Origin of the sequence: Tenacibaculum profundi, assembly GCF_052050075.1 — a bacterium.
Classification (GTDB): Bacteria; Bacteroidota; Bacteroidia; order Flavobacteriales; family Flavobacteriaceae; genus Polaribacter.
Map to the genome: position 1 here is coordinate 1,486,525 of NZ_CP197225.1, position 21,723 is coordinate 1,508,247.

Below are 21,723 nucleotides of genomic sequence, written 5' to 3' on the forward strand. Positions count from 1 at the left end.
CTAAAATTAAATAACATATAAAAAGGAACAAAACTCAATTCCTTTTTATATTGTTTCGCCAAGTTCTTTTAATTTTGATGTATTTTCAGCCAGCATTAATTCTTCGATAATCTTCTGAATATCCCCATTTATAATATTTTGTAAATCATATAAAGTCAAGCCTATTCTATGATCTGTTACTCTGCCCTGAGGATAATTATATGTCCTAATTTTTGCGGAACGATCTCCAGAAGTTACCATTGAACCTCTTTTAGCCGCGTCTTCCGCTTGCTTTTTAGCTAATTCTAGATCATATAACCGTGAGCGTAATACTCTAAATGCCTTTTCTTTATTCTTATGTTGTGATTTTTGATCTTGACACTGAGCTACCAATCCGGTTGGTATATGAGTTAACCTAACAGCCGAGTAAGTTGTATTGACAGATTGTCCTCCAGGACCTGAAGAACAGAAATAGTCAATTCTTACGTCTTTAGGGTTAATCTCTACATCAAACTCTTCTGCCTCTGGGAAAACCATACATGTAGCCGCTGATGTATGTACTCGTCCTTGCGTCTCTGTCTGAGGAACTCTTTGAACACGGTGTACACCAGCTTCAAATTTTAACGTCCCGTAAACATCTTCACCAGTAACTTCAAATTGTATTTCTTTAAATCCTCCATTTGTACCCTCACTGAAATCAACTATTGAAACGCTCCACCCTCTACTTTCACAATACTTTGAATACATTCTATATAAATCTCCTGCAAAGATACTCGCCTCATCTCCGCCTGTTCCTGCTCTTAATTCAACTACAGCATTTTTAGCATCTTCTGGATCTTTAGGAATTAATAAAAACTTAATTTCATCCTCTAATTGAGGAATACGAGTCTTCGCCTCATCCATTTCTGCTTTAGCCATTTCTACCATTTCAACATCACTTCCTTCAGCAATAATTTCTTTAGCTTCGTCTATATTTGCCAACAAACCTTCGTATTCATTTGCTTTCTCAACAACCTTACCTAGGTCTTTATATTCCTTATTTAATTGAACATAACGTTTTTGATCTGAAATAATATCAGGCTGAATAATCAAATCAGACACTTCATCATAACGTTGCTTAACAATTTGTAATTTATCTAACATTGCATCATATCTTGATTCGCGAATTTACAATTTTTCTTTAAATAGAGGTCTATTCGAAATAACTTATAATACAACGTAATCGTTACCTTTTTCTTTCCTATTAAAAAGTGTAAATCAAATTCAATTTTATAAAATTTTTAATTATGACCATGTAGATTTTAGAAGTTATGGTTTTATAACAATCAAACCAATATTAATAAACGTCTAATAAAGAGAGATTTTGTATAAATTTTACTTTATTTTAACACAATATACGATTAAAATCAAAAGTAATACTATTAATTTTGCAGGAAATAATCTTAAAAATGAAGGGTTTACTTTCTAATATAAAAATTTTCATTCCAGAAGGAACCTATATTAAAGATCCTGAGTCATCTAATTTGGGCAAAAGAATTATAGAAAACAGCATCGTTATAATTGAGAAAATAGGTTTTGAAAACTTTAACTTCAAAAAGCTTGGAAAAGAAATAGGTTCCAATGAAAGTTCTATATACCGATATTTTGAAAGTAAGCATGAGCTTTTAATTTATCTAACTTCTTGGTATTGGGGATGGATAGAATATCAATTAGTGTTAGAAACATATAGCATCAATGACTCAAAAAATAAATTAATTCGAGCTATAGATGTTGTAACTAGAAAAACGAAGCAGGATAATAATTATGGTCATATTAACGAGGTTATTCTAAATAAGATAATAATCCATGAAAACTCAAAATGCTACCTAACAAAAGAGGTAGACAACGAAAATAAAGTTGGTTATTTCAAAGCATATAAACGTGTAATAAAAAGACTAGCAGAAATAATCTCTCTATATGACAAATCCTATAAATATGCACTGAGTTTAGCAGGAACTATTACCGAGAGTGCACTTCATCAGCACTACATGAAATTACATTTCCCTTCAGTAACTAGTTGTAGTGAGTTATTAAGTCCTACAGAGTTTTTAACAAATTTAACCCTTAACACTTTACGAAATGGCAAATAATGTACTTACTCCTTGGAAACGGTTTCTTGGATTAATTAAATTGGAAAGGAAAGATATTTTACAGATTGCCTATTTTGCTATCTTTGAGGGTTTAGTTGCCCTATCTTTACCATTAGGAATACAAGCTATTATAAATTTAATTCAAGGAGCACAAGTTTCAGCTTCGTGGATAATCTTAATTATACTTGTTACTGGTGGCGTCGCTTTTTCTGGCATCTTAAAACTGATGCAGATCCGAATAATAGAAACAATTCAACAACGGATTTTCACAAGAGCTTCTATTGAGTTAAGCTATCGTTTTCCCAAAATTAAAATGAGTGAGTTACGCAACTATTACCTGCCTGAATTAGCCAATCGTTTTTTTGACACTCTCACGATACAGAAAAGTCTTGCTAAATTGTTAATAGATGTTCCTTCTGCATTTTTACAAATCATATTTGCACTTGTTCTTTTGTCTTTTTACCACCCTTTCTTTATAATCTTTGGTCTTCTATTGGTTTTGTTAATTTTTGCCGTTTTCAAGTACACAGCTCAAAAAGGATTAGATACAAGTCTAGAAGAATCAAAAAACAAATATAAAGTTGCACATTGGCTTCAAGAAGTAGCTAGAGCTGTTGTTAGCTTTAAAGTTTCTGGTAAAACTAATTTAGCACTTCAAAAATGTGACGACCTTGTTGCAGATTATTTAAACGCAAGGGAAAATCATTTTAAAATATTAGTACTACAATATAAAAAAATGATTGGATTCAAGGTAGTAGTAACTTTTGGTTTACTCTTTATGGGGGGGTTTCTTGTGTTAAATCAAAAAATGAACATTGGTCAATTTGTAGCAGCTGAAATTATAATTTTATTAATTATTAACTCTGTTGAAAAATTAATCTTAGGACTAGAATCTTATTATGATGTTTTAACATCAATAGAAAAAATTGGTCAAGTTAACGATAAGCCTCTTGAACCACAAGAGGGAGAGGTAATAGAAAATGAAAATAATCTTACCATAGAACTACATGAAGCAAGCTATGTAGTAAAAGAACTCAATAGGCCTATTCTTAATAAAATTTCATTAACTATAAATCCTAATGATAGAATTCTTATTGAAGGTGAAAGTGGAAGTGGTAAATCTAGCTTATTACAATTAATTTCTGGAGTTAACTTACCAACATCGGGAAGTATCTTCATCAATAATTTATCCATTGAAAGTCTTTTTATTAAAAAATACAGAGGTAAACTAGGGCTTTCTCTATCAGAAGAAACTCCTTTTAAAGGAACTATTAGAGAAAATATTTCTTTTGGAAATACAGAAATTACCGATGAAATTATTTTTTCGATACTTGACAAAGTAGGACTAACAGACTACATAAAAACACAACCAAAAGGGCTCAATACAATACTTAAACCAGAGGGACAACAAATAGCTTTCACAATTTCAAAAAAAATTGTTTTAGCTAGAGCAATAGCTAAAAAACCAAAAGTTTTAATATTGGAAGACCCACTTGATCAATTTAAAGGAGATGAAACAAAAAAAATAATAGACTTTCTAACAAGCCCTAAACAACCTTGGAGTTTAGTTGTTGTTAGTAGTAACCCTAACTGGAAAGACAAATGCAATAAAAATATTGTATTAGAAAAAGGAAACATAAAAAATTAAAGCACGTCTTTATGCTAAACATTTCAAAAAATAATATCTCTAAAAATATAGATTTGACCTCTCTTAAATCGGGCCAAGAGATTTTTACAAGAGAGTATCATAAAAAGTTTAAAAATTTTTTACTTATTTTCATTTTAATTCTTTTTGTAATATTATTTCTTCCTTGGACTCAAAATATTTCAGGGAAAGGTAATGTAACTACATTAAAACCAAGTCAAAGACCCCAAACATTACAGTCTCAAATACCTGGAAGAATTGAAGAATGGTTTGTTCAAGAGGGAGATTTAGTAAAAAAAGGTGACACTATACTTAGAATTTCAGAAATAAAAAGTGATTATTTTGATAAGAAATTAACGGAAAGAACGGGGTCTCAGCTTAGTGCTAAATCCTTATCCGTTACAGCATATAAAAACAAAATTTTTGCTCTTCAAAATCAAATAAAAGCCTTAAATCAAGAACGAATTTTAAAATTAGATCAAGTTAAAAATAAACTTACCCAGGCTCTTCTGACTGTTAAAAGCGATAGTATCGATTTAGAAGCTATAAAAACAAAAAATGATATTGCTAAAATTCAATTTGAAAGAACAGTATCTCTTCAAAAAGAAGGGCTCAAAGCTGTAAAAGATGTTGAAGAGAAAAAAGCTAAGCAATTAGAAGCGAATGCTAAATTAATTTCTCAACAAAACAAGCTTCTATCCTCAAAAAATAAAGTTATAAATGCCGAGCTGGCAATTTCAACTTTAATGACAACTTATGCAGATAAAATTGCTAAAGCTAAAAGTAGTCTTTTCACTGCACAATCAAATAGTTTTGATGCAGAAGTTCAAGTATCTAAATTAGAAACCAACTTTGCTAATTATAAAAAAAGAGGTAGCTTAATGTTTATAACTGCACCTCAGGATGGCTTCATTAATAAAGCTATTAAATCTGGCTTAGGTGAAACTTTTAAAGCAGGAGAAGAACTTGTAAGTATTATGCCTGCCAATTATGACTTAGCAGTAGAAATGTTTGTTAGACCTATTGACCTTCCTCTTATTCATCTTGAAGAAAAAGTAAGAGTTCAATTTGACGGATGGCCAGCGATTGTGTTTAGTGGGTGGCCAAATCTATCCTATGGTACCTATGGAGCTAAAGTTGTAGCTATTGAAAACTTTATAAGCAGTAATGGGATGTTTCGAGTACTATTGATTCCTGATGACAATACTGCGTCTTGGCCAACTGCTATAAGGATTGGCTCTGGTGCTAGGACAATAGCCTTATTAGAAAATGTTCCTATTTGGTATGAATTATGGCGTCAGATAAACAGTTTTCCACCTAATTTTTACCAACCACAAAAAAAGCCAATAACTACGAATAAAAAATAAATTAAGCAACCCCTCTAGAACATAAACTTGTAAATTAATGAAAAAGCTTTTATTCTTTTTTTACCTTATAAGTCTCTCTCTTTTTTCCCAAAAAAATTCAGACATGCTATCCTTAGAAGAATACTTAGGATATGTAAAAAAATTTCATCCAATTGTAAAGCAAGCTAAATTAATCTCCTCTGAAGGTGAAGTCAAATTAATGAAAGCTCGTGGCGGTTTTGACCCTAAAATTGAAATTGATTTTGATAAAAAATTATTCAAACAAACTAGATACTATAATAAACTAAGTAATACTTTTAAAATTCCTACATGGTATGGAGTCGAAATTAAGGCTAATTATGAAACAAATGATGGAATATACTTAAATCCAGAACTAAAAACGCCTAAAGAAGGACTTTTAAGTGCTGGTGTGTCCATGTCTCTTATGAGAGGGCTTCTCATAAATGATAGAATGGCCGCTTTGAAAAAAGCAAAATTATTTAATTTACAAACTAAACAAGAGCAAAAAATTTTAATAAATAAAATTATTTACGAAGCTACAAAAACGTATTTTAAATGGTTAAAATCTTATCGTTCGAAAGAAATCTATCTAAACTATCTATCAAATGCTCAAACAAGATTACTAAATATCAAAAAAAGCTTTGAATCTGGAGATAAACCAGCCATTGACACACTAGAGGCTAGTATTAATTTAAAAAACAGAAAATTAGACCTTGAAAAAGCAAAAATTAATTACATTAAAATAAAATTAGAAACGAGTAATTTTTTATGGACTGTCGGGAATACACCTCTTGAACTAAAAGAAGAAATATACCCCGACAACAAAACTATTAAAATTATCGATCAAGTATTAAACTCATCAATTAAAAATGCTAATCAATTTAATATAGAATATCACCCCAAACTAATTAAACTCGAACTAAAAAAGAAAAGTATGATCGTTGAAAAAAAATTAAGATTAAACAATTTGCTTCCTAAACTTGATATTCAATACAACTTTCTTTCATCTAAATACAGAAGTATAAACTCATTTAACACGTCTAATTATAAAGGTGGCATTAAAATGAATTTCCCCTTGTTTTTAAGAAAAGAGCGAGGAGAATTAAAATTAATAAAACTTAAAATCAAGGAACTAAATTTTGATATTGCTACGAATAAAGTCAATTTAAAAAACAAAATAAATGCTACAGTAAAACAAATAGAGTCATATGAGCAACAGTATATTATACTAAATGAACTTATTACTGACTACGAAAGTTTAGTAAAAAGTGAAGAGCGTAAATTTAGCCTAGGAGAAGGTTCTCTCTTTTTAGTTAACTACAGAGAAGTAAAACTAATAGAAAATCAATTAAAATTTATTGATACAGAGTATAAATATCTTCTTTCAAAATCAGAATTATTAAGAACTCTAAATAAATACTCAATATAGAATTTATATCATTTCACGATTTAAAATTATTGCAAAATAAATGATCGTTCAAGCATCTTTCTAAATTAAATATAAGGTGTTTTCTTGTTATAATATTGCTTATTAGCAATATTGTGTAATACACACAAAAACTAATTTTAGTTTTTAATTATTCTATAAAGTAAAATTTACAAGTTTCTAAATAAAAAAGGCTTCTTTTGACTACTTTACTTTCTGAACTAATTAAAAAGACCTTGAATAAACATTCAAGGCCTTTTCGTCTAACCAAACTTAGTATAAAAACTAACTACTACTATTGTATATATTTTTAAAAAAATTGCTTTTATTCTAACATGAGTATCATTTGATGATTCGTTTTTAAATCGAATCCTTTGGTAATGAAATCCATAACGCTAAAATAGGAATTTCTTATTTAGTGAAAACAAACTATTACTAATTATTTCTGTTTTTTTTTTAATTTATAGTTTTCACTATGTTTTTTTATTAATTATTACATTTATTTGACACAAAATTATTTATTTAGTCACAAAAAAAAATATTTTTTTTCTTAATACATATATTTTTTTATAATTATTCTATGCTCTGGTATAGATTTATCATAATTTTCAACTAATAATTCTAATATTTCAGGCTTCTCAGCTCCTATACTTTTCTTTGATTTATATTTTGAAACATATAAATTATATACTTCCCTTTCTACTATTTTTTTTTTCTCAAAAATTAAGAAATATTGTTCGTTTAATTCAGTATAGCTTATTGAAGATTCTAAAAATGTTTCTGATTTATCCTCAAAAAAACTGGAAAACTCATAATATTTAAAAACATTCTCCATTTTAAACTATTTCAGCAGAAAGCCCTAAGTCTAATAACTTAGAACACTTTGACTTCAACTCTTTATATTCTCCTGTTTTAACAGTACATTTTCCTTTATAATGAACAAGTATTGTACATTGTTCCGCCTGTTCAAGTGTATGATCACAAACACTAATCAAACTATCAATTACAAAATCAAATGTGTTAATATCGTCATTATATAAAATAATTTCATATTTATTATCCTCCTGCATAAGAAGATCTAATTCTTCTTGAATTTTTTCAACTGTACTCATCTTATACTATTTTTTATAATGTAAGGCAACCCAATTATTTCTTTCTATTTGTTTGATCAAAGATAAATTTCTTTTTGTAAGTTCACCATCTAGGATTGATACATCTTCTTTGTAAAACCCACTCAATAATATATTTCCTTCATCATTCAAACACTGTAAGTAAATACCTATATCATTTAATAAAATATTTCTATTAATGTTAGCTATAATTAGATCGTATTTTTTTTCTTTAATTAGATTTGAATCTCCTTCAAAAACTGAAATATTTTTACAGTTATTTCGTTCAACGTTTTCTAAAGAATTTAAGTAACACCAAGAATCTATATCAATAGCGTCAATTGGTTTTGCCCCTCTCATTTCAGCAAATATCGCTAAAATTCCTGTACCACACCCCATATCTAACACTTTTTTATTGGTAACATCCTGTTTTAACAGGTGTTGAAGCATCATATATGTTGTTTCATGATGACCTGTTCCAAAGCTCATTTTAGGCTCTATAACTATATCAAATTCGCAATTTAAACTATCATGAAAAGGAGCTCTTATGCTTATTTTGTCTTCTACAATAATAGGACTAAAGTTTTTCTCCCACTCTTCATTCCAATTCGTTTGCTTTATTTTCTGGAAAGAATACTCTATTTTGAATTCTCCTGAGTTTAAAATATAGATATCATTAAGTATATTTTCTTGCCAATGATTCTGTTGGATGTAAGCAATACATCCATTTTCATTCTCAACAAAGCTCTCAAAACCAACAGCACCTAGTTCTGCTATTAAAATTTCAGTACCAGGATCTTTGGGCACTATTTTAAAGTTATATTCTGTATAAACGTTGTCCATTTTAGTTTAAATAGATTCAATTATTTTTAAAAAATCACTTGAATTCAATGACGCTCCTCCAATTAATCCCCCATCAACATCAGGTTTTGAAAAAATTTCTTTTGCATTTGAGGGTTTAACACTACCTCCATACAATATCGAAATATTATCAGACAGTTTTTCGTTGTAATTTTTCTTTAATAGATTCCTTATATACAAATGCATTTCTTGAGCTTGTTCTGGCGTTGCTGTTTCTCCTGTACCAATTGCCCAAACAGGTTCGTACGCTAAAATAATACTAGCAAAAACCTCTTCTGGTAAGTGAAACAGACTGCTTTTTAACTGTTCCTCTATTACTTGAAATTGTTTTCCTAACGTTCTATCTTCTAGTGACTCTCCAAAACAAAATATGACTTCCATTTTATTAGCTAACGCTCCATCAATCTTCTTAGCTAGTAACTCATTCGACTCTGCATAGATACTTCTTCGTTCAGAATGTCCAACTATAACAGATTTAACACCTATTCCCGATAACATGTTTGCTGATACCTCTCCTGTAAAAGCCCCACTATTTAATTCATGCACGTTCTGAGCGGCCACTTCGATAATCGACTCTTCTGTAACTTTTACAACAGAAAGTAGATTCACAAAACTCGGTGCAACAATAATCCTTGTATTGTTTATCTTTTCTAACAATACTCCTTCCTTAATTCCCTTGATTAATTCCTTAGCCTCACTAAGATTTTTATTCATTTTCCAGTTACCTGCAATAATGTTTTTTCTCACTATTATAAGTTTTATTGTTATTGAAGTTTGTTATTAAGCAAAAGTACATCATTTTTTTTAGGTATTTTCTAAAACGTTTTCTCTATAAATAATGAAAGAAATGTATAAGTAAAGTATCATATAAAATCAATATTATTTTAATTTCCGTTTTAACCTTGAAAGATTTGAAGATTTAAAGATTAAAATATCATCCTCTTCATCTAAAATCAAAAATCTGGGAACTTTTTTAAGCTTTAAGAAATTTCCTAAAGCTCCCTTATCTTTACTTGACAGATAATAATGCTTTCCTTTAATAGGTATATTTTTTAATTCTCTTTTCCAGTCATGATAAGAATGATCAACAGACAATGAAATATAATTAAAATTGTTGCTTTCTGATTGTAATTTAACCACGTCTTCCCGGCTTTTTTGACTAAAAGGACAGTAGCTTGCATATATATGAATTAATGTTTTCTTTTGATTTTCAGCTTCCTTTAAGACTTCAGAGAATTGGATTGATTCACGTTTCACATCTACTAATTTCTCATTTAATGAGAGATTATTGAATTTAATGGGGTGAAATACACCACAACTAGTTAGTAATAGAAATAAAAATAATAAACTTTTCATTTTTAAAAATTAACATCAATAAATAAACGTAAAAAAATAAATATATTATCTAAAATTAACTCTTGGGTCTAGCCATTTATAAATAACATCAACAAATATGTTAATAATTACAAAAAATAAGGCTATTGTAAGCACGCTTCCCATTATAACGGGAAGATCTAAAGTATTTAAAGAATTTACAATTTCCTTTCCTAAGCCGTTCCAATTAAAAATATATTCTACAAATACAGCTCCTGCTAGCATTGAAGCAAACCATCCAGAAATTGCAGTTATTACAGGATTTAAAGAATTTTTTAAAGCGTGACTCTTAATTATTTTAAATTCAGAAAGTCCTTTTGCTCTCGCTGTTCTTATGTAATCTTCGTTTAGAACCTCTAATAATGAATTTCTCATCAGTTGAATGATAACAGCCAAAGGTCTTATTCCCAACACAAAAGACGGTAATATTAAATTACGCCAATTAATGTAAACATTTTCTCCAAAATCATCAACTTCATAAAGACTTCCAGTCATTTTTAAACCAGTTAAGTCATGTAAAACAAAGCCAAAAACCCAAGCAACTAAAATTGCTGAGAAAAAAGATGGAACACTCATACCAAGAGTACTTAAAACTGCGACTAATTTATCATAAATTGAATCTTTAAAAATTGCACATAGAATCCCCAAAAATATTCCGATAATTATTGCTATGGTTATTGCTGAAAAAGCCAGCACAAAAGTATTAGGTAGTGTTTCCTCAAGAACCTCTGAGACATTTTTACCATTTTTTTGAAAAGATTGTCTCAAGTACGGTGCTTTCAAAACAACTTTTATCTCTCCAAAATTTATAACAAAAAAAGAATTATACTTTTTTGGATCTAAAAAAAAATAGCTACTATCTGAAGCACTATGAACAGATAAAGGAGAAATATCATTTATGTAATAAACATATTGTTTAAGAAAAGGCTGATCAAACCCATACTTTTTTCGAATATTTTTCAATTGCTCAGTATTCTCACGTTGATCTAACATCATTCGTGCAGGATCTCCTGGAAGGATATGAAAAAGAAAAAAAATAACAGTAGCTACTCCAAAAAGAGTAAGAATACCATAAAATAACTTACTAATTATATATTGAAACATTAAAAACAAATATAAAATAAACTCTCAAATTTGATTATTTTTGTCTAACTTTTATTAAAACTTATGACAACGCAACAACTTGTAGCTGAAATTAAAAGAAAAAAAACTTTTTTGTGTATAGGGCTGGATGTAGATTTAAGTAGAATCCCACCACACCTTCTTAATGAAGAAGATCCAATATTTGCTTTTAATAAAGAAATTATAGATGCAACTAATGAATTGTGTGTAGCTTACAAACCTAATACTGCATTCTATGAAGCCTATGGATTGAAAGGGTGGAACGCTCTTGAAAAGACAATAAAATATCTTAACGATAAATATCCTACTATTTTCACTATTGCCGATGCTAAAAGAGGTGATATTGGTAATACCTCAGCAATGTATGCCAAAGCTTTTTTTGAAGACCTCGCATTTGATAGTATTACTGTAGCTCCCTATATGGGTAAAGACTCGATAGAACCATTTCTTAATTTTAAGAAGAAACATACGATACTATTAGCCTTGACCTCAAATGAGGGTGCTTTTGATTTTCAAACGAAAAAAATTGATACTAAAGAATTATACAAACAAGTATTAGAAACATCAAAAAGCTGGGAAAATTCTCAAAATCTTATGTATGTAGTTGGCGCTACAAAAACTGAATATATAAAAGAAATAAGAAAGATAATACCTGATAATTTTTTATTAGTTCCTGGTGTTGGAGCTCAAGGAGGAAACTTAAAAGAAGTTTGTAAGTTTGGACTCAATGAACAAATTGGATTATTAATCAACTCTTCAAGAGATGTTATATATGCTGGTCATAATATTGATTTTGCAAAAAAAGCCAGAGACAAAGCCAAACTTCTGCAACAACAAATGGAACTCTTTTTATCGATATAGTATTAGTTTACTTTTTTACTAATTTTTACTCATGGCACCTATCTCGCTTACAGATATTTGAAATATGACACACTTCCTAAAAGCATCTCGGGTTTATTCTATTTAGAAAAGAAAATATTAAACTTAATCTTTAAATAACTTAATAAAAAAGATAAAAGTGATAAAAATAATAGATCAAATTGGTCAAAATATTACTATTTCAAAGCCCATAAGAAGAATAATTTCATTAGTCCCAAGTCAAACAGAGTTACTTATTGATCTTGGCTTAGAGAATTTTTTAGTTGGAGTGACTAAATTTTGTGTACATCCAGAACATATAAAAAAAACAGTCGCTGTCGTTGGGGGTACAAAAAATATAAAGTTAGAGAAAATCAAATCATTAAACCCAGATATAATTATCTGTAATAAAGAAGAAAACACTGAAGAAATTGTTAAATTATGCAATTATATTACCACCACACATGTTTCAAACATCTATTCATTAAATGACCTCAAAAACTTAATTAATCAATATGGTAAAATATTTGCTTGCGACATAGCTAGCCGTAAAATAATTAACAGACTAAATACTAAAATAGAAACGTTTAAAAAGTTTATATCAGGGGTACCTCAAAAAAAAGTAATTTACTTCATATGGCGGGATCCATGGATGGTTGCTGGAAATGACAACTTCATTAATCATTTATTAGACCTAAATAATTTTCAAAATATATTTGCACACATATCAAGATATCCCCAAATAAATTTGAAAGAAATAAGTGAACAACAAGAGTCTCCTGATCTTATTTTACTGTCTTCAGAGCCCTATCCGTTTAGAAACAAACATATATTTGAAATAAGAGAACATTTTAAAAATGTAAGAGTCGTTTTTGTTGACGGAGAAATGTTTTCTTGGTATGGCAGTAGAGTTCTTAAAGCTTTCGATTATTTTAAAGAACTACATAGCCGAATTTGAAAGTTCCTTGTTAAGGTATTTGATTTTATTCAATTTATCTAAAATTTTCATTGCTTTAAATGCAGAACGATCACTCTTGCATTCATCAACATACCGATAATCATTTGATCTCTCAATAAGCCTATCATAACGCTCTTCGAGATACTCTTTGTAACATTGTATTTGGTTTATTCGTAACATTTTTATACTATCATTTACTCAAATATAAGCAATGATTTAATTAATGAAATATTATTTCTAAGTTATTTTAATTTGAAATAATGTTCAAGATTACTTTTTAGTTACTCAAAATAATTGTTAATCTTGCAAAGCAAATACTTTTTTTAAAAGTGTTGTATTTCTTAAACCGACTTTTTCTCGTATGCCTTTCTCTTCAACGGCAATCATAGTATAAACTCCATTCAATGCCTGTTTTGTTACATAATCTGTTAAATCAGGATTTACCTTATCTACAAAAGGGATGCTATTATATTTTAAAATTAAATTTTTCCATATCTTATCAGCACCAACGTTTATAAATGATTTTTTTATCACTGGATGAAACTCAACATATAGCTTTTCATTTGTCTTGCCCTCTAAATACCTAGTTGCTGCATTTTGATTACCTAAGAGTATGTTTTTTGCATCCATAAAAGTTATATTTTTGATAGCATCAACAAAAATAGGTGTTGCTTTTTTCACTGCCTCTTCAGCTGTTCTATTCATGGCTCTTATCCCTTTATCTGCCAAGTTCCCAAGTCCTATCTTTCTTAAACCTCTGTCTACATCATTTAATTCTTTAGGTAACAATATTTTAACCAAACTATTCCCATAAAAACCATCAATAGCAGTTAATTTACTCACTTGATTTCTTATCCCATTATCTAAAGCCTGACGCAACCCTTCACCTATTTGTTCCTGAGACAACAACTCCTTAACCGGGATCTGATTGACAACTTTTTGTAACTCATGACATCCTAAAAATTGAAACATAACAAGTAATACAATTATTTTTTTCATGTGCATCCTATTTGATAATCTTTTATTTATTATTATTTTCTTAAAAAAGAATCTGTTTTTTTATCATAACCATACGGACAGTGCTTACAACCACTTTTGCAACAATATCCTCTTTTCAAATGAAATTTCTTCGTAAAAACCCTATAACCCTGACTGTTAAAATAATAATCTTCTTCCTCTAGTGTTATTCTTTTATTATACATAAAACAAAAATAATATCTATTTTATAAAAATATTAAATAACGTATACATTTTTATACCAATCAATAAGTTACATGATTTGATTATAAATATTTTCACTTCTCTAAAAATTATATATTAAGCCATCATAGTCAAAAAACTAAATTAAAAAAAGAAATAACGAATACTATATTATGAAGTCTAAACTAAAACTTTAAGCTCTTCTAGATTTAGTCCTCCATAGTTTCCTGAGCTCATTAACAATAAAACCCTATCTTCCAGCGATGTACTAAACAAGAAGCTTTTAAACTCTTTAGGATTGGTAAAAACTCTAAGATTTTTGATATTAAAAGATTTTTTTATTTGCTCTACAGAAACTTCTTCCAACCTTTTAATTTTAACGGCTTCTGGAGAATAAAATACAACCGCTTCATCTACTTCATCTAAGGCTCCTTGATACTCTTTTAAAAATTCTTTGTTTAAACTACTGTAAGTATGAAGTTCCAGACATGCAAGTATTGACTTTGACTTGTATTGATTTTTCACAGCCAACGTTGTTGCTTTTACCTTACTCGGACTATGAGCAAAATCTTTAAAAATCAAAGTTTTTCTGCTTTCTGCTAACTTTTCCAATCTTTTATTAGCTCCCTTAAAACTTTCTATAGCTTCATAAAAATCATCTTCATCAATTCCCATATGCTGACAAATCCATTTTGCTCCTGCTAAATTTTGCAGATTATGTTCTCCAAAAACTTGCAACGGCATAGGACCATCAGAAGTATCAATATAAGTTACTCCATCAACGATTGAATAATCTGGCGTACTGTAGGGGTATCTTTTAATCGAATTCTGGGAAGTTTCTACTACTTTAACCACATTATCATCTTCTTCATTATAAACCATTATACCTCCATTAGTTAAAGACTCTGTAAAAATAGCAAACTGTTCTCTATAATTTTCAAAGGTTGGAAATACATTTATATGATCCCATGCAATACCGCTTAGTAAAGCTATGTTCGGTTTATAGAGATGAAATTTGGGCCTCATATCAATTGGAGAACTTAAATATTCATCTCCTTCTAAAACTATAAAATCGTTAGAATCTGTTAAATGAACCATGTTTTCAAAGCCTTCTATTTGAGCTCCTACCATATAATCTGTGTCTACCTCATGGTACTTCAAAACATGCAGTATCATGGACGTTATCGTTGTTTTTCCGTGAGAACCTCCAATAACTACGCGAGTTTTCATTCGTGAATGCTCATAAAGGAACTCTGGATAAGAATATATTTTAAGTCCCAAGTCTTTAGCCCTTAATAGTTCTGGATTGTCACTTTTTGCATGCATTCCCAATATTACGATATCTAAATCTGTAGTAACATTACCTTCAAACCAACCAAACTTTTTAGGTAAAAGGCCAAATGTTTTCAATCGAGAACTTGACGGCTCATGAATAATATCATCACTTCCTGTGATCTCGTACCCTTTTTTATGCAATGCTATTGCTAGATTATGCATTGCGCTTCCTCCAATGGCTATAAAATGTATTCTCATTCCACTTTATTTTGGGTAAATATACTGAAGAAAAAGGCGACAAGATGATTTATTTAAATTCTTTGCTTAAAAAAAAACCATAAAAAAACAATTAAATAACTGCAAAACAACCACTTAAATACAATAAAAAATTGTATTTTAGTTACAATTTTTAAATGTTTTTTTTGTTATTTGTAAAGGATTTAATTAAAATCCACTCATCTTTAAGATTATTAAGACATGATATACCCGGTTAAGAAAAACGAATATGTCTCTTTCATTTTTCTAATCTTTTTTCATCTCCCTTTGCTTGTTCAATCTCAATGTACAGGAAGCGATGGATTTATAACTATTTGTGAGAAAGATAATGATCCCAACAATCAAACATTCAATCTTTTTGATCACCTCAATGGATCACCTGAACTAGGCGGTACTTGGATATCTGTAAATCCAGTTATAAAGAATGCCCTTTCAAGCGATACTGGTATTTTAAATCTCTGGTCAATAAATCAATTTGGTACTTATGAATTCACTTATTCACATCCAAACTGTATCGAAAAGGCGAGTGTTACTGTGTCATTAGGCGGATATCCTGGCGAAGATAATGTAGCTGGTGGAGCTAACGCTTGTAGTGATGATAGCGCTGTCGATTTATTTATTTTTCTTGACAACAAACTAACAAGCTTAACTGCTGACATTAATGGTACTTGGGGAGCTAGAGACTCAAGTGTTGCTATGTTTGTTAACGAAAAATTCTTTAATGCTTCTGCTGCAGGACCTGGAACTTATACACTCACATACACTGTGGGTTCTGTCGATACATGTTCGGAAAGATCCGCCGATGTAATACTTGAAGTTCATAGAGCACCTAACCCTGGTAATCCGGAGAATTTAACCATATGTTCAACCGAAGACTTTTCCGCTTATCGAGAGGTTGATTTACTAGATTATTTAAGTGGAGAGGACTCAAATGGAATTTGGGAAGATGTTAGCTCAGTAGGGCAAATTACTTCTTTCGATGACTCCATTATTAACATAGAAGAAATTTTCAATAGTTTTGGCTCCGGTGAATATATTTTTGAATATACAGTATTTCCTACTCACGGTAATTGTTCCGAAAGAAAAAGTTCAGTTGTTGTTCAAATCCCTGATATATCTGCCAATTTTTTTGTAGATAATCAATGCCTTGATGAATCTTTAAATTTTGAAATTCAACATCAAAGACCTGGTTCTATTTTTATCACTTATAACTTAGAATATGAAATTCTCGACTCAAATAACTCTGTCGTATTTTCAGATATTATCAATAATATAGAAATGGCTGACTCAAAAGGTGTTACAATTAACCATGAAGTATCACTTCCTAACAACACCCTAGCTCCTGGAAATTACACCATAAGAACAAAAGAAATTACAAATATCAGAGGTATAAGCTGCGATAATCTGATAGCCACAGAAGATATTTTTACAATCTTTCATCCAAGTATTGAAATTCCAGACATCTGTTATATGAATAATATAATAGAAGCGAAAATAACTAATCTGACAGATAACAATGGATTCTTATCAAATGATACGCTGTTAGTAAATTATATCATTACTGACATGACAACCAATCAAGAGTCTGTTGTTTCAAATCAAAGTGTAAATTTTAATAACGGTGAGGGTATTCTTGATCTTGATATGTCTAGCTTTCCAAAAACAAGCAATAATTATAAGATTGAATTTACTGCTACTCCCGAAAATGGTACTGGTTGTATAGATCAAAACTTCATCGTTAGAAGAGTTCCTGACGATATTGTACTTGATCTTAATATCGATAATTCTTGTGACGCTTCTGATATCGGAGTTTCAATTGATGCTCCACTTCTTAGCAATGGTAATTATAAAATATCCTATAATATTAGAAACTTAACAACAAATCAAATTGTATTTGATAATACAAATGACATTGCAGGGGGATTATCTGAATTTAACCTAAGTTTAGGACACTTAGAAGATGGCTCTTACGAAATCATTTTGCAAAGTACTCAAAATGACGTGACCCCTTGTAGAGAAAAAACAGAATTTGAAACAAGAAAAAACTTTTCAATAGGCGGAAATCCTGAAAAACCTGTACTCGAAGTAAATCAGTCTTTCTGTTTACCTGATTATGCTCCTAATTTACCTACCATTGCAGATTTAGTAGTTACCCAGGGAACGAATTTAGAATGGTATGAAAGCGAAACTTCTGACGTACCTTTAGGCAGTGGAATAAATTTAGAAGACGGAGTAACCTATTATGTAAGCTCAAAGAATACTGATAATAATTGCAGGAGTTCAGAACGATCAAAGGTAACTGTTGCTCTTATAAATCCTCAGGAAGTTAGAAGTGATAATACACGACCTATTTTCTGTGATAAAGACATACCAACCATAGCTGATTTAGAGGTTATTTCAGTTAATCCGGAAAATGTAGTTTGGTATGATAGCATTCAAGGAGGCAACCAACTAGCTGATACTACAGTTTTGGTGAACGAAGCCTCTTACTTCGCTGTTGAAAATATTAATGGTTGTGAAAACGCTAATCGACTAGAAGTTACTCCAACTGTATTAACCCCTCCCACACCTAATTATACTGGTGAAACAGCGCTTTGTGCTCTTGACAATATTACATTAATGGATATTGAAAATAATATTACTGGCAATACAGATCATGAACTTGTATGGTATACTTCACCCGATGAGGAAACTACTTTGGATAATTCAGTTTTAATTAAAGAAAGCATTACTTATTACGTTGCTAATGTTAACATTACTTATAACTGTGAAAGCAATAGAATTCCGCTCACTTTTTCATTAGAAAACTGTTCTGCAGAGGAGCACTACTTTTTTATCCCCGATGGCTTTTCTCCAAATAATGATGGCGTTAATGAAAATTATTTCATACCTAATATTAATTACTTCTACCCAAATTATACATTTGAAATTTATAACAGGTATGGTCAAATTTTATTTCAAGGAAACAAAAGTTCACCAAAATGGGATGGTAAAAACTCAACAACACAACAAAACGCTACTAGTGGAGTATATTACTATATTTTAAGATATAACAAAGATAATAAACCGGAGAAGCAAGGAAAAATATATTTAAGTAAGTAGTATGAAAAAGTTTATATTTTTGATCACTGTAATTTTAAGTGCCATTGGTACAATAAGAGCACAGCAAGACCCACAATACACGCAATATACATTAAATCAGAGTGTGTTTAACCCTGCCTACGCTACTAATGAATTAGGCGTTATTAATTTAGGCTTCATGCATAGATCGCAGTGGGTTAATGTTATTGGAGCTCCCAAAACCTATACCTTTTTTGCTCATAGTCCTTTATCAAAAAAAATAGAAATCGGCTTCTCTTTAATAAGTGATAACATAGGTGATGGAACTTTAAAAGAAACCAATTTTTATACTGATTTTGCCTATGTTTTAAAAATAAATGATAAACATCAACTCTCATTAGGGCTAAAAGCAGGTTTCACAAGTTTAGCTACTAACTTTAATGATTTTAAGTTTCCTGATGACGACTTTGTTAATGGTTTTCTCTCGAACGATATTGCTTTTATTAATCAAAATTCGATTCTTCCTAGCTTTGGTCTCGGAGCCTTTTATTTCACCAATAAATATTTCATTGGCTTAGCTATACCCAATTTAATAAATGCAAAACACATACAGGAAAAAAATGGTCTAAGAAGCATCGGTGGTGAAGAAATTCATATTTTCTTAAACGCTGGATACGTCTATCAGTTAACTGACAAAATAAAACTAAAACCCTCTTTCTTAATAAAAAGTGTAAAGGGATCTCCGTTTGTTATCGACACTTCTTTGAACGCCCTTTTTAATAATCGTTTTGAAGGTGGGTTATCTTATAGAGCTAATGATTCTTTTAGTATTATGTTAAATCTTCGAGCTACTAATAACTTGTCTTTTGGATATGCTTATGATTTTACAACATCAAACTTAAGTAACTTTAATTCAGGAAGCCATGAGGTATTTATTCTTTTTGATTTAGACACTTTTGGATTTAAAAAAGGATTTGATAAATCCCCAAGATTTTTCTAAAAAAATTTATCATGAACAAGATTTTATTCATTTCAACCATATTTTACATGACTTGTATCAATGCGCAGATTGATAGAGACCTTGTAAGGGCAAACAAATACTTCAGTAGATCTCACTTTAGCGAGGCCATACCTCTTTATGAAAAGTCATTAAACAATAATTACAATTTCAACGCTTTAAAAAACATCGCAGACGCTTATTTTTATGTTGCTCAATATGGTAGTGCTTCAAAGTACTACAAGTATTTAGTAAATAATTATGCTAGTTTATTAGATGAAGTTACCTATTTTAGGTATGCTGAAACACTCAAATCTCAAAATGAATATTTAAAATCCTATAACATTCTAAAAAGATACTATAGAGACAACGATACAACTAAACTTGCAACATTAGAAAAATCAATAAAATATTTAGAAAATGTAAAAGCAATAGGTAATCGATTTTCTATAAAAAACTTAGAAATTAACACCAAACAATCAGAATTTGGTGCTTTTCGAAAAGGAGATACCTTGCTATTTGCTTCTCCAAGGAAACCCCAAGATGGTGTGCAAAAAAAATATGGTTGGACAGGAGATCAGTATCTAGATATATATAAAACTTCATTAAAAAACTTATCGGAAATATATTCTTTCTCTACTGAAGTGAATAGTAAGCTGCATGAATCAAATATTATTATTACCCGTGATGGAAAAACAGCATATTTTACTAGAAATAATTATTCAAACGGTAAACGTAAAAAAGACAAGAATAAAATAACGCATGTTCAAATATTTAAAGCTAAATTTATAAACGGAAAATGGAGTGAAATAACTTCTTTACCTATAAACAGTGTTAACTATTCTACAGAACATCCAACTTTGAGTCCTGATGAAAAAACATTGTATTTTGCGTCCGATATGCCTGGAGGTTATGGATCTTTTGACATTTATAAAGTAGCTTTATTAACTAATGAACGACTTGGTACTCCTAAAAATTTAGGACCTCAAATAAATACGAACAAAAAAGAACAATTCCCATATGTTGATAGTAATAATAACCTATATTTCTCTTCTAATGGACATCCTAGCTTTGGAGGAATGGACGTATTTACAGTAAAATTAAATAATTATACCGCATCAAAACCTGACAATATAGGCTTACCCATTAATTCAGGGTACGATGATTTTTCATTTTTTATTGATCCAATCTCTAAAATAGGATATTTTTCATCAAATCGTCCAACAGGTAAAGGAAATGATGATATTTACGAAATAAAAGAGGAAAAGCCTCTTATTATTGAAGATTGTGCTCAATATATATCAGGTGTAATTACTGATATTGATACTAAAAAACCTCTTTCCAATGCAACGGTGACACTCAGTAGTAACAATAAAATTATTGTTCAATCTACTAGTAATAATCTGGGACGCTTTAAATTTAATGCTAAATGTAACACCTCTTATTTAATAACTGCATCTAAAGAAAAATACATAAAGAAAACAGCAAAACTTTCATTAAAAAACGAACGTAAAAAAAACAACGATGCCTCTTTAGCTTTAAAATCAATTCTTATACAAGAAAAAGAAAAAAAAGCTGCTCTTGCGTTACAATTGCAGAAAGAGCACGATTTAAGATTAAAGAAAGCGTTACAACTTGAAATCGATAAGAAAGAAAAAATTGAAACGACAATAACAAAAGAAGATAATATAAAAAAACAAGATAGCATACTACTCATTAAAACACCTGAGGTAAATTTCGATTATAAACTTTGGTATATGAGAAGAGACTCTAAAAAAGCTTCAAAAGTAGTTATTGATTTAATGAAAAAATATCCTGCAATGATTGTGGAAATAGGTACACATTCTGATATGCGTGGAAATTCAAAATATAATAAAGATTTATCTCAAAAAAGAGCGAATTCAGTAAGACTTTATCTTATTGATCAAGGAATTGATCCAGAGAGAATAATTGCTATTGGTTACGGTGAAGAAAAACCTGTTATACAATGTAAAACGGAAGAAGCTTGTTCTGAAGAAGAACATGAATTAAACAGGAGGTGTGAATTCGTAATTAAGAGAATATACTAACTTATAGATTCTTAATAA

20 protein-coding genes are annotated in these 21,723 nt (G+C 29.9%); 9 read left to right on the forward strand and 11 right to left on the reverse strand.

Going from position 1 to position 21,723, the window contains the following annotated elements:
• Positions 1 to 45: 45 nt before the first annotated feature.
• A complete protein-coding gene (prfA, locus tag ACSIGE_RS06035) occupies positions 46 to 1,122 on the reverse strand; it encodes a peptide chain release factor 1 (RefSeq protein ID WP_440881871.1) in 1,077 nt (358 codons plus the stop codon).
• Positions 1,123 to 1,427: 305 nt separating this feature from the next.
• Here prfA and ACSIGE_RS06040 point away from each other — a divergent pair, with 305 nt between their 5' ends.
• Genes ACSIGE_RS06040 through ACSIGE_RS06055 form a run of 4 tightly spaced genes read left to right on the forward strand, consistent with a single transcriptional unit; the run spans position 1,428 to position 6,549 of the window.
• Positions 1,428 to 2,108: a TetR/AcrR family transcriptional regulator gene (locus ACSIGE_RS06040; protein ID WP_440881872.1), complete on the forward strand. Its 681-nt coding sequence runs from the start codon at positions 1,428 to 1,430 to the stop codon at positions 2,106 to 2,108.
• Positions 2,098 to 3,756: a peptidase domain-containing ABC transporter gene (locus tag ACSIGE_RS06045; RefSeq protein WP_440881873.1), complete on the forward strand. Its 1,659-nt coding sequence runs from the start codon at positions 2,098 to 2,100 to the stop codon at positions 3,754 to 3,756. Before ACSIGE_RS06040 ends, ACSIGE_RS06045 begins: the two co-directional genes overlap by 11 nt.
• Before the next feature lie 11 nt (positions 3,757 to 3,767).
• A complete protein-coding gene (locus ACSIGE_RS06050; RefSeq protein WP_440881874.1) occupies positions 3,768 to 5,120 on the forward strand; it encodes an HlyD family secretion protein in 1,353 nt (450 codons plus the stop codon).
• 37 nt (positions 5,121 to 5,157) lie between these two features.
• Complete coding sequence (locus tag ACSIGE_RS06055; protein WP_440881875.1) at positions 5,158 to 6,549, forward strand: TolC family protein; 1,392 nt, start codon at positions 5,158 to 5,160, stop codon at positions 6,547 to 6,549.
• A gap of 547 nt (positions 6,550 to 7,096) precedes the next feature.
• Here ACSIGE_RS06055 and ACSIGE_RS06060 read toward each other — a convergent pair.
• The 6 genes from ACSIGE_RS06060 to ACSIGE_RS06085 all read right to left on the reverse strand — a co-directional run bounded on the left by ACSIGE_RS06060 (position 7,097) and on the right by ACSIGE_RS06085 (position 10,994).
• Complete coding sequence (locus ACSIGE_RS06060) at positions 7,097 to 7,381, reverse strand: hypothetical protein (RefSeq protein WP_440881876.1); 285 nt, start codon at positions 7,379 to 7,381, stop codon at positions 7,097 to 7,099.
• A gap of 1 nt (position 7,382) precedes the next feature.
• Positions 7,383 to 7,658, reverse strand: coding sequence for an ATP-dependent Clp protease adaptor ClpS (locus ACSIGE_RS06065; protein WP_440881877.1), 276 nt, complete (start codon positions 7,656 to 7,658; stop codon positions 7,383 to 7,385).
• 6 nt (positions 7,659 to 7,664) lie between these two features.
• Positions 7,665 to 8,498, reverse strand: coding sequence for a 50S ribosomal protein L11 methyltransferase (gene prmA, locus ACSIGE_RS06070; RefSeq protein ID WP_440881878.1), 834 nt, complete (start codon positions 8,496 to 8,498; stop codon positions 7,665 to 7,667).
• A gap of 6 nt (positions 8,499 to 8,504) precedes the next feature.
• Positions 8,505 to 9,263: a triose-phosphate isomerase gene (gene tpiA / locus ACSIGE_RS06075; protein ID WP_440881879.1), complete on the reverse strand. Its 759-nt coding sequence runs from the start codon at positions 9,261 to 9,263 to the stop codon at positions 8,505 to 8,507.
• A 132-nt stretch (positions 9,264 to 9,395) separates the two neighbouring features.
• Complete coding sequence (locus ACSIGE_RS06080) at positions 9,396 to 9,872, reverse strand: thioredoxin family protein (RefSeq protein ID WP_440881880.1); 477 nt, start codon at positions 9,870 to 9,872, stop codon at positions 9,396 to 9,398.
• A gap of 45 nt (positions 9,873 to 9,917) precedes the next feature.
• Positions 9,918 to 10,994, reverse strand: coding sequence for an ABC transporter permease (locus ACSIGE_RS06085; protein WP_440881881.1), 1,077 nt, complete (start codon positions 10,992 to 10,994; stop codon positions 9,918 to 9,920).
• A gap of 63 nt (positions 10,995 to 11,057) precedes the next feature.
• Between ACSIGE_RS06085 and pyrF the strand changes: the two genes are divergently transcribed.
• The gene (gene pyrF, locus ACSIGE_RS06090; RefSeq protein ID WP_440881882.1) at positions 11,058 to 11,873 is read left to right on the forward strand and encodes an orotidine-5'-phosphate decarboxylase; all 816 of its coding nucleotides are present in this window, start codon (positions 11,058 to 11,060) and stop codon (positions 11,871 to 11,873) included.
• A gap of 157 nt (positions 11,874 to 12,030) precedes the next feature.
• Positions 12,031 to 12,828, forward strand: a complete 798-nt coding sequence (locus ACSIGE_RS06095) for an ABC transporter substrate-binding protein (RefSeq protein WP_440881883.1) — start codon at positions 12,031 to 12,033, stop codon at positions 12,826 to 12,828.
• Here the strand turns inward: ACSIGE_RS06095 and ACSIGE_RS06100 are convergent.
• The 4 genes from ACSIGE_RS06100 to ACSIGE_RS06115 all read right to left on the reverse strand — a co-directional run bounded on the left by ACSIGE_RS06100 (position 12,811) and on the right by ACSIGE_RS06115 (position 15,561).
• Positions 12,811 to 13,008, reverse strand: coding sequence for a Lacal_2735 family protein (locus tag ACSIGE_RS06100; RefSeq protein WP_440881884.1), 198 nt, complete (start codon positions 13,006 to 13,008; stop codon positions 12,811 to 12,813). The genes ACSIGE_RS06095 and ACSIGE_RS06100 overlap by 18 nt on opposite strands.
• 117 nt (positions 13,009 to 13,125) lie before the next feature.
• Positions 13,126 to 13,827, reverse strand: coding sequence for a DUF4197 domain-containing protein (locus ACSIGE_RS06105; protein WP_440881885.1), 702 nt, complete (start codon positions 13,825 to 13,827; stop codon positions 13,126 to 13,128).
• 32 nt (positions 13,828 to 13,859) lie between these two features.
• A complete protein-coding gene (locus tag ACSIGE_RS06110) occupies positions 13,860 to 14,030 on the reverse strand; it encodes a DUF5522 domain-containing protein (protein ID WP_440881886.1) in 171 nt (56 codons plus the stop codon).
• Between the two features lie 178 nt (positions 14,031 to 14,208).
• A complete protein-coding gene (locus tag ACSIGE_RS06115; protein WP_440881887.1) occupies positions 14,209 to 15,561 on the reverse strand; it encodes a UDP-N-acetylmuramate--L-alanine ligase in 1,353 nt (450 codons plus the stop codon).
• Between the two features lie 285 nt (positions 15,562 to 15,846).
• Between ACSIGE_RS06115 and ACSIGE_RS06120 the strand changes: the two genes are divergently transcribed.
• From ACSIGE_RS06120 to ACSIGE_RS06130, 3 genes are read left to right on the forward strand one after another with little or no spacing between them, the layout of a single operon-like run.
• Positions 15,847 to 18,681: a gliding motility-associated C-terminal domain-containing protein gene (locus tag ACSIGE_RS06120; RefSeq protein WP_440881888.1), complete on the forward strand. Its 2,835-nt coding sequence runs from the start codon at positions 15,847 to 15,849 to the stop codon at positions 18,679 to 18,681.
• Position 18,682: 1 nt separating this feature from the next.
• Positions 18,683 to 19,639 carry a PorP/SprF family type IX secretion system membrane protein gene (locus ACSIGE_RS06125; RefSeq protein WP_440881889.1) on the forward strand — a complete coding sequence of 319 codons (957 nt, stop codon included), beginning with the start codon at positions 18,683 to 18,685 and terminating at the stop codon, positions 19,637 to 19,639.
• An 11-nt stretch (positions 19,640 to 19,650) separates the two neighbouring features.
• Positions 19,651 to 21,705 carry an OmpA family protein gene (locus ACSIGE_RS06130; protein ID WP_440881890.1) on the forward strand — a complete coding sequence of 685 codons (2,055 nt, stop codon included), beginning with the start codon at positions 19,651 to 19,653 and terminating at the stop codon, positions 21,703 to 21,705.
• Positions 21,706 to 21,723: the final 18 nt, after the last annotated feature.

Excerpts from the sequence above, each read along its gene's own strand:
- prfA (WP_440881871.1), bottom strand. The coding sequence starts at position 1,122 with ATGTTAGATAAATTACAAATTGTTAAGCAACGTTATGATGAAGTGTCT.
- ACSIGE_RS06040 (WP_440881872.1), top strand. The coding sequence starts at position 1,428 with ATGAAGGGTTTACTTTCTAATATAAAAATTTTCATTCCAGAAGGAACC.
- ACSIGE_RS06045 (WP_440881873.1), top strand. The coding sequence starts at position 2,098 with ATGGCAAATAATGTACTTACTCCTTGGAAACGGTTTCTTGGATTAATT.
- ACSIGE_RS06050 (WP_440881874.1), top strand. The coding sequence starts at position 3,768 with ATGCTAAACATTTCAAAAAATAATATCTCTAAAAATATAGATTTGACC.
- ACSIGE_RS06055 (WP_440881875.1), top strand. The coding sequence starts at position 5,158 with ATGAAAAAGCTTTTATTCTTTTTTTACCTTATAAGTCTCTCTCTTTTT.
- ACSIGE_RS06060 (WP_440881876.1), bottom strand. The coding sequence starts at position 7,381 with ATGGAGAATGTTTTTAAATATTATGAGTTTTCCAGTTTTTTTGAGGAT.
- ACSIGE_RS06065 (WP_440881877.1), bottom strand. The coding sequence starts at position 7,658 with ATGAGTACAGTTGAAAAAATTCAAGAAGAATTAGATCTTCTTATGCAG.
- prmA (WP_440881878.1), bottom strand. The coding sequence starts at position 8,498 with ATGGACAACGTTTATACAGAATATAACTTTAAAATAGTGCCCAAAGAT.
- ACSIGE_RS06080 (WP_440881880.1), bottom strand. The coding sequence starts at position 9,872 with ATGAAAAGTTTATTATTTTTATTTCTATTACTAACTAGTTGTGGTGTA.
- ACSIGE_RS06085 (WP_440881881.1), bottom strand. The coding sequence starts at position 10,994 with ATGTTTCAATATATAATTAGTAAGTTATTTTATGGTATTCTTACTCTT.
- pyrF (WP_440881882.1), top strand. The coding sequence starts at position 11,058 with ATGACAACGCAACAACTTGTAGCTGAAATTAAAAGAAAAAAAACTTTT.
- ACSIGE_RS06100 (WP_440881884.1), bottom strand. The coding sequence starts at position 13,008 with ATGTTACGAATAAACCAAATACAATGTTACAAAGAGTATCTCGAAGAG.
- ACSIGE_RS06105 (WP_440881885.1), bottom strand. The coding sequence starts at position 13,827 with ATGAAAAAAATAATTGTATTACTTGTTATGTTTCAATTTTTAGGATGT.
- ACSIGE_RS06110 (WP_440881886.1), bottom strand. The coding sequence starts at position 14,030 with ATGTATAATAAAAGAATAACACTAGAGGAAGAAGATTATTATTTTAAC.
- ACSIGE_RS06115 (WP_440881887.1), bottom strand. The coding sequence starts at position 15,561 with ATGAGAATACATTTTATAGCCATTGGAGGAAGCGCAATGCATAATCTA.
- ACSIGE_RS06125 (WP_440881889.1), top strand. The coding sequence starts at position 18,683 with ATGAAAAAGTTTATATTTTTGATCACTGTAATTTTAAGTGCCATTGGT.
- ACSIGE_RS06130 (WP_440881890.1), top strand. The coding sequence starts at position 19,651 with ATGAACAAGATTTTATTCATTTCAACCATATTTTACATGACTTGTATC.